7 protein-coding genes and 1 tRNA gene are annotated in these 6,161 nt (G+C 63.8%); 4 read left to right on the top strand and 4 right to left on the bottom strand.

Annotated elements, in window-relative coordinates; translation table 11 throughout:
* The coding region (locus RSO01_RS32755; RefSeq protein WP_281291558.1) for an ABC transporter substrate binding protein at nucleotides 1-249 on the top strand (249 nt) is incomplete at its 5' end.
* Between the two features lie 111 nt (nucleotides 250-360).
* The gene (locus tag RSO01_RS32750; protein ID WP_170303526.1) at nucleotides 361-717 is read left to right on the top strand and encodes a hypothetical protein; all 357 of its coding nucleotides are present in this window, start codon (nucleotides 361-363) and stop codon (nucleotides 715-717) included.
* Between the two features lie 1,241 nt (nucleotides 718-1,958).
* Here the strand turns inward: RSO01_RS32750 and RSO01_RS32745 are convergent.
* The 3 genes from RSO01_RS32745 to RSO01_RS32735 form a co-directional block, all read right to left on the bottom strand.
* Nucleotides 1,959-2,261 (bottom strand): hypothetical protein, encoded by a 303-nt coding sequence (locus RSO01_RS32745; protein ID WP_147154800.1) that lies wholly within the window; start codon nucleotides 2,259-2,261, stop codon nucleotides 1,959-1,961.
* A 442-nt stretch (nucleotides 2,262-2,703) separates the two neighbouring features.
* Nucleotides 2,704-2,907 (bottom strand): hypothetical protein, encoded by a 204-nt coding sequence (locus RSO01_RS32740; protein WP_147154799.1) that lies wholly within the window; start codon nucleotides 2,905-2,907, stop codon nucleotides 2,704-2,706.
* A gap of 248 nt (nucleotides 2,908-3,155) precedes the next feature.
* Nucleotides 3,156-3,830, bottom strand: a complete 675-nt coding sequence (locus tag RSO01_RS32735; RefSeq protein ID WP_147154798.1) for a recombinase family protein — start codon at nucleotides 3,828-3,830, stop codon at nucleotides 3,156-3,158.
* A gap of 462 nt (nucleotides 3,831-4,292) precedes the next feature.
* Here RSO01_RS32735 and RSO01_RS32730 point away from each other — a divergent pair, with 462 nt between their 5' ends.
* Nucleotides 4,293-4,490, top strand: coding sequence for a hypothetical protein (locus RSO01_RS32730; protein WP_174825971.1), 198 nt, complete (start codon nucleotides 4,293-4,295; stop codon nucleotides 4,488-4,490).
* Nucleotides 4,491-4,677: 187 nt separating this feature from the next.
* Here RSO01_RS32730 and RSO01_RS32725 read toward each other — a convergent pair.
* Nucleotides 4,678-4,754 (bottom strand) — tRNA-Pro (locus RSO01_RS32725).
* A 102-nt stretch (nucleotides 4,755-4,856) separates the two neighbouring features.
* On the opposite strand from RSO01_RS32725, the gene RSO01_RS32720 reads away from it, so the two are divergent.
* On the top strand, nucleotides 4,857-6,131 hold the full coding sequence (locus RSO01_RS32720) for an MFS transporter (RefSeq protein WP_147154797.1): 1,275 nt from the start codon (nucleotides 4,857-4,859) through the stop codon (nucleotides 6,129-6,131).
* Nucleotides 6,132-6,161 lie beyond the last annotated feature (30 nt).

The raw sequence follows: 6,161 nt of genomic DNA, 5'->3' as shown, positions 1-6,161 counted from the left end.
GCTTGCGCCCAGTGGTTCGGCTGGGGTGAAGTGGGCTGTCTGATCACATATGGAGAAGATGGCAACGACGAACTCGGGCGGCGTGCCGCCGTGCAGGTCATTAAGATCCTGAACGGCACCAAGCCTTCCGACATCCCCATCGAACAGCCGACCAAGTTTAAGCTCATTGTAAACGCCAAGACAGCGAAGACTCTTGGGCTCACGCTGCCGCCGTCAATGCTTGTTATGGCCGACGAGGTGATCGAGTAGCTTGTTTGTCGACCTGCGTTGGCTTGCATGCACTGCAGCGCGCCCGCATGCCGCACAGTGCTAGCACGTGCATGCACGAGACCGGAGGTGGCCCGTAGCGTTACGGTCGACATGACCGGGCCATGGCCGCACAAGCCCTACACCTTCCGCGCCCTGCAAAAGACGTTCGGCCTTATGTGGGTGCGATGCGATACCTGCCGGCGCTACGCCGCATTGCGGCTCACTGGTCTGCTCGACGTGGACTATCGGACGAAGCGGTTTAGCTGCTCCCGTTGTGGCTCCGAGGCTTGGGTGTGCGTTGTGGAGCCGACCAAGGAAAAGGGCATGCAGGACTATTGCCTGGACGAGGTCGAAGATCCGCAGCGCCACCCTGCGGCCGTGGATCGGCTGACCGGAAAGCGGCCAAGGCGGAAAGTTGCCCACTCGAGCGGTGAACTGCCCGGCCGCAAGATCGACCCACGCCGCTAGAGTTGCGGCAGTCTTGTTGCAGCCCACCCCGGCCGTGAACCCATCTAGGGACTAGCGGTCGGGACAGGCGCACCGGAAACGGGGATAACCGGCACGGTGACAACGCCTCTCAGGCCAGAGGGTTCTTTCACCGGAAAGAAGAATTGGTGCGGGGTTAAGAACCAGCGCCTTGATGAGGGTGCTGCCCGGATGACCTGTCGCGCCGGCTTGTCCTCGCGCTAACCTGAGGCGCCGGAGAACTAATCCCCTGGACGACCCATAATCGGGGTTACCTCCCTAGGCGCCACCATGGCCGCTTGGTGGGCGGTTCGGCATTCGCCTTCGCTACCGCTCGCTCTTCGGCGTAAGCTTTCTCGCGCGCGCGTGCAGCCTCAAGTCGATCGACCTTGGCCAACGCCCGGGCAACCCGCTCACGCAGCTCATCTCCGGGCCTAAGTTCGCATTCGCCCAATTTCTCCATCTGCACCCCCTTCGATCAGACGCGCTAGCGCAAGCTGCGTTAGCTTCAATCTCAACCCAATGCATTTTTCCTGCCAGCCCATGCCCTTAGGCCCACTTCAACACCCCTGTTTTGGTGCGGTTGCTTCAATCAAGCGTGATTGAGCAGCTTGCCCTCTCAAAGAATATCGTGAGGGTCACTGGAGAGCGACGCTAGAGGTTTGCAGCCCTGACCCCAAACAGGGTGGGCGGGTGGTTTCTCACTTAGTGCGACCGCAGTGACCCACACCACTGTCGCGCGGCAACAACCGCGCGGCCCGCTCTCCTGCACGCTGGCCCGCACGCGCAAGTGCGTCGTTGAGGCTGCGGACAGGCGCGTCCGACACGGGGAGTCTTTCTCTTGCAGAGTGGTCAATGTTGAACAGACTCACTGAAGCCCACGACCTATCTCTGCAAGGTGGTGTGTGTGGGAGTGAAACCGGCCCGTGGCCATTGGGGTGCGCGGGCCGGCCACGCCGAATACCTGAGAGCACCGGTTGAATAGCTAACGGCGGCCCTTAACGTTGCGCCCCGGCAGTTCACCGCCTGAACAGTCGACGGGCGCGCTAAGGCGTCGACCCGTGAGTCATTGTCCGATGTGGCTCGTCGCCTGTTGTGTATCTTCCGCCGCGAGTTGCAATTGTCTGATCACTTGGCTTGGTCGGCATCGGCGCACCCTTCCGGCGACACAACAATGCTAGGATAGTCACCGACTGCCGCTAAAAATGTTCAACATTGAACATTCCCGCCATTAGGGGAGTGGATTAGCGGACATCAGTACGGAACGAATAACGGTCGTAATACCAAGGGGATGCTAGCGGGCGCGTAATGGCCGGAAGCCGCTGCAGCGCCTCGACCGTGCGTCGGTAGCGGTGGGACCGGTCCAGCCCGCTGCACGTCAGCAGCTTGGCTTTGCCGCCGTCGATTCGGGCGTGCATGCGATAGCTGTCATACTTGATCTCGTGGACCCAGCCGTCACCAGCGGGCGCCTCGTCCACCAGGCGCGTGAGCTGCGGTTCGATCCACTTGGGGGCCGCGATGTCGTCCCACGCCCAAGACTGGAGCACATCCGGCTTTGCCGTTCACGGCCTCATCTGTCGCAACAATCGCAAGTGTCGCAAGGGTCCCGGAGTCGGATACCGATCGGGCCGGCCTTCCGCCCGTTAGGAAGACATGGCGGCACTACCGCCCAGCACGACCCCGGCACCCAGCATGAAGCCAAAATCATAACCAACGCCAGAGTTGGGAAAGGCATAGATACGCACGTCCGTGAACAGCGAAGCGATCAAGGCGATCGGTGAAATTAGGCCATGGAATATGCCGTACAGAAAACCGGGAGGCGGAGCCCACCAAAAGGATTGCGATTGCGGTTGCGGATGGCAGCGCCCAGAAACGCCAAGGGGGCAAAGAGCTAGCGGTTATTAAACCCGACGCAGTGTGGTAGGCTTGGGCACCATGGGAACAGGACGACCACGCGGCGCATGGGGTGAAAAAGCCTTTCGTGATGCCCTACAGCGAGCGGTCAGGAAGCGCGCCGAAAAGAACGGCGAACACAAGGGCGCCCAGCTTCTCGACGTGATTGCCAAGCGCACCGTAGAAGCTGCCGTGGCTGGCGAATCGTGGGCAGTACGGGAAATAGCCGACCGTCTCGACGGCAAGCCGAACCAGTCCATTGATAGCCACCTTTTGGTAGTGGATCTTGGCGCTGCCCATCTGGAGGGATTGCGAGCCCTGTCCAGCAGACCCCAACGTGCCCCTGTCGTTATCGACGTACCAGCAGCCAGCACCACGGAGCATTGAGGCGGGAAGATCAGGACGCCCCCGGATTAGTGCAGGGAGATTAGGCCAAAAACCGGCCCGCGCGCGCTCTGTGCGTCGCGGCCCGTCACACCGCGTTATGCGTCACGCTGCGGTGAGCCGGCGCGATCGTGCTGCCGCCGCCTCACTGTCCACGTGGACAGTCAGCCCAACAAGCGAGAGACCTGGGCGGGCGCCCATGTAGACCGGCCGGCGGGAGTCCTCACACCACGCAATTCAAGTTCCTGGGCGATTGCCTTGAGCGTCGTGACGCCAGCACGCCGGATCTCGGCAATCACCGCTCGCGTCGTGGCGTTGGCCTTCCTGGCTTGCTCTGACCTGGCTGCCCTTGCTCGCGCTGCGGCCTTTGGGGTGCCGGCAGTGCCCAGCTTGCGGCCTGCGCGCTTGGCTGCAGCAAGTGCCACCTTCGTGCGCTGGCTGATCATCTCGCGCTCTTTCTCGGCAAGGCTGGCGTACAGGTGCAACAGGAAGGGGTCGGCATCGGCGCCCAGCTCCGTCACCACGAAGGGTACGCGGTTCGCCATTAGGCCCGAGATAAAATGCACGTCACGGCCCAGGCGGCAGAGCTTGGCGACCAGCACGGGCGCCTTGAGGCGCCGGGCGTGGGCCAGTGCTGCGGCGAGCTGGGGCCGTCGCTCGAGCGCATCACTTCCTTTGCCTGTCTCGACCTCGACATACTCGGCAGCGATCGAGGCCGACTCCTGGGCGGCGAACGTCTCTACCGCGGCACGCTGAGCCTCGATTCCGAGGCCCTTGGCGCCCTGCTTGGCCGTCGATACCCGGAGGTAGGAGACGAATGCAGCGGGCTTGGTTGGCATCGAGAGCGCCTCATAACAATTCGCTACGGTCGTTCTACAGTGTTAACTCTCGCTCTGTCCATGCTCGCTCGACGACATGGGCCCTTTGGACCGCAATTTCCCGCGGGTTTAAATCTAACCCACGGGAATTGGAGGTTGCAGGAGCGCCCGTTGGGGGGGGGACGCTCGCGGCCTTGTGTGAGCGTCTCGGCTTGAACGTGCGTTTGGCGATCGGGGGCGACGTGCGTTCCGGGAATCCCGTCGATGACCCCCCGTACCCCGCCAAGCAGCTTCGGCCCGTCGGGCCTGGACCGCACCCCCGCACTTTGAATGCACCCCCGGCAAAAAATTTCCTCAAAATCCGCGGGGCGAGTTCGGCCGCCGGCCGAAGCGTGCAAAGTGGACGGAGAGGGGGCGGGCTGGAAGCCCGTCAGCCCCAAGGCGCTCGCGCGCGAGCTCGGCTCGTGAGCGGGAAGCAGCGATATGGCTTCTTCCAACCTGTTGGCCTTTGCCGGCGCGATCGCCCAAGGCGACATCGACGTCGTCGATCTCACCCGCACGCTGACGCCGGAATTCCCGACCATCGTCATGCCGCCCGAGCTCGGCCAGTTCAGCACCTTTCCGCATGGAGAAGGTCTAGCGCTACGACGAGCGCGGCAAGCCCGCTTGGGCTGCAGATAATCGAGTTCTGTGTCGAGCGGATGCGAACGTGCTGGCAATCGAAGATGTGAACGACCATCGAACACACTTCGGGACTTTTTCGGGAGAGTCGGTACCGAACGGCGCATTTCGCCGCCACTCGGTGCCGTTTTTCCACAGACCGTCCGGCGGACGATGAGCCGAAAAGGCCTGGTTTTCAGGGATTAGATGGTCGGGGCGACAGGATTTGAACCTGCGACCCCCAGTCCCCCAGACTGATGCGCTACCAGGCTGCGCTACGCCCCGACCGGTGCCGCAGGATCGCCGCGGCAAGGGGGCTTTAGCGCGAATGGCAGCGATGCCGCAAGCCGGCTTGCACAGGTCCGGTTCCGGCCCGATACAGGCGCCATGATGAAAGTTGCGTCTGAACTGGCCATGGGCAAGCGCGTCCTGGTCTTTTCCTCGATCGGCCATGCGCTGATGCACATGATGACGGCCTTTTACGCCGTCATCGTGCTGACCCTGGCCGTGACCTGGGACCTGGCGCCCGAGCGCTTGCTGGAGCTTTATGCGCCGTCCGCCATCCTGCTCGGCGTGATGTCCCTGCCGGCAGGCTGGGCATCGGACCGTTTCGGCGCGCCGCTGATGATGGTGGTGATGTTCGTCGGGCTCGGCCTGTCGTCGATCGCCTGCGGCCTGGTCGCCAAGGGCGACACCTTCGCCCTGATGCTGGCCCTGTGCGGGCTCGGCGTGTTCGGCGCGATCTACCACTCGGTCGGCATCGGCTGGATCATCCGCACCGCCAAGGAGCAGGGCCACGCCATGGGCGTCAATGGCCTGTGGGGCAGCGCCGGCCTCGCGCTCTACGGCATCGTGCCCGGCGTGCTGATCTCGCTCGCCTCGTGGCGCGCCGCCTTCATCGTGCCGGGCATCGTCTGCGTCGCGGTCGGTGTGCTGCTCGCCTGGCAGATCCGGCAGGGCAAGGTCGGAGACCGGCCGATGCCCGTGACCGCCGGCATGCAGACCGGCAAGCGCGAGTTCTGGCGCGTCTTCTCGGTGCTCTCCGTCACCATGGCGCTCGAAGGCATCGTCTGGGCGGCCGTGATGTTCGGCGCGGCGCTGGTCTTCGAGACCAGGCTGGCGGGCGACATCGCGAGCCTGCGCGCACTGCTGGCGTCGTGGGGCCTGGCCACGCAGGTCGTGCTGTGGGTCGGTCTCGCGACCTCGATGATCTACGTCGTCTCGGGCATCGCCCAGTACGCCATGGGCCGCACGATCATCGATCGCTATCCGCTGAAGTCGACCTATGTCGTGGCCTCTGCGTTGCAGGTGCCGGCCATGCTGGCGCTCGCCATGGGCAACGGATACCTGGCGCTGCTGGGCGCCATCGCTTCGGCGGTGCTGAGCTCGGCCTCGGGGCCGATCGAGAACATCCTGATCGCGCGCTATACGCCGAGCCACTACCACGGGCTGGGCTTCGGCGCGAAGTTCGTGGTCGCGCTGGGCGCGAGCCCAATTGCCATCATGCTGATCGCCTGGGTGCGCGAGACGACCGGCAGCCTGGAGCTCTTGTTCCTGAGCCTGTCGGGCGTTGCCGTCGCGATTACATTGGTGGCGCTGCTGCTGCCCTCCGGCGAACGGGCCCGCGTTGTTGGCGTCGCGGCGCCTCAGCCTGCCGAATAGATTCATTGGAGCGCGGACCTCCAGGTCCGC

Source organism: Reyranella soli (assembly GCF_007992495.1).
Classification (GTDB): Bacteria; Pseudomonadota; Alphaproteobacteria; order Reyranellales; family Reyranellaceae; genus Reyranella; species Reyranella soli.
This window is presented reverse-complemented; position numbering and strand designations above follow the sequence as displayed.